This window comes from Roseovarius sp. D22-M7 (assembly GCF_037083785.1).
In the GTDB taxonomy this organism is placed as follows: Bacteria; Pseudomonadota; Alphaproteobacteria; order Rhodobacterales; family Rhodobacteraceae; genus Roseovarius.
The window spans coordinates 1-936 of sequence record NZ_JBAPKY010000190.1; the positions used below are offsets into that span (position 1 = coordinate 1).

Below are 936 nucleotides of genomic sequence, written 5' to 3' on the forward strand. Positions count from 1 at the left end.
CCCTTCGTTGGCCGTGTTCACAGCACCCAACATGGCACATCGCGATGCCGGAAGCGGGAGCCATCCACTCCATCAATGGCGGACAATGGCTCATCGTTCACCTCGGCCAAGCACATGGCCGGGATCAGCAAGCCGGCGACGCTGCACACGTTGCGGCACAGCTTTGCGACCCATCTGCTGGAGGCCAAGACGGATGTCCGGGTGATCCAGGTTCTGCTGGGCCATGCCAAGCTCACGACGACGGCGCAATACACCCATGTCGCGACCAAGATGATCCGCGACACCGTCAGTCCCTACGAGATGCTGGCCAAACTGCAGGACCATGCCGTGAAGCGAAGTCTGGAGTGACCGGACGCCGGGGTGCCCCGACTGACGCTGGAGATCGCTGACATCTTTCGCGCCCATGGTCCTGCGTGGCGGCAGGCCAATGCCGGGCATGTCAGCCTGACCCGGCTCAAGGTCATGTCGGCGATCGAGGTCTGCCGGACCGAGGCGCTCGGCGGGCATGTGGCTGGCTGTGCCAAGTGTGGTCACCACCATATCGCCTACAACTCCTGCAAGAACCGGCATTGCCTGTCGCGCTGAAAGCGCGCCTCCGGCGCGATGTGCCAGGGGCCGGCGGCGCGCGACTGGATGGCCGCGCGCGCCGAAGACCTGTTGCCCGTGGAGTATTTCCACGTGGTCTTCATCCTCCCGGCGGAGATCGCGCAGATCGCCTTCTGGAACAAGAAGGCCGTCTATGGCCTGCTGTTCAAGGCTTCCGCGGAAACGGTGATGACCATCGCGGCTGATCCCAAGCGTATGGGAGCGCGGGGTCGGCGTGACCAGCGTGCTGCACACATCGCACCAGAGGCGCGTCTCCGACACGACGGGTTCGGCACTGACGCATCACCCCCACATGATCGTCCCGGGCGGCGGCCTGTCGGCCGACGCCAC

The 936-nt window shown here is 65.0% G+C and carries 2 pseudogenes; both read left to right on the forward strand.

Features of this window, described 5'->3' with window-relative positions:
- Window positions 1-93: 93 nt before the first annotated feature.
- Window positions 94-348, forward strand: a pseudogene (locus V8324_RS22045) (tyrosine-type recombinase/integrase); the annotation flags it as partial.
- A gap of 12 nt (window positions 349-360) precedes the next feature.
- Window positions 361-936: pseudogene (locus V8324_RS22050) on the forward strand (IS91 family transposase); the annotation flags it as partial.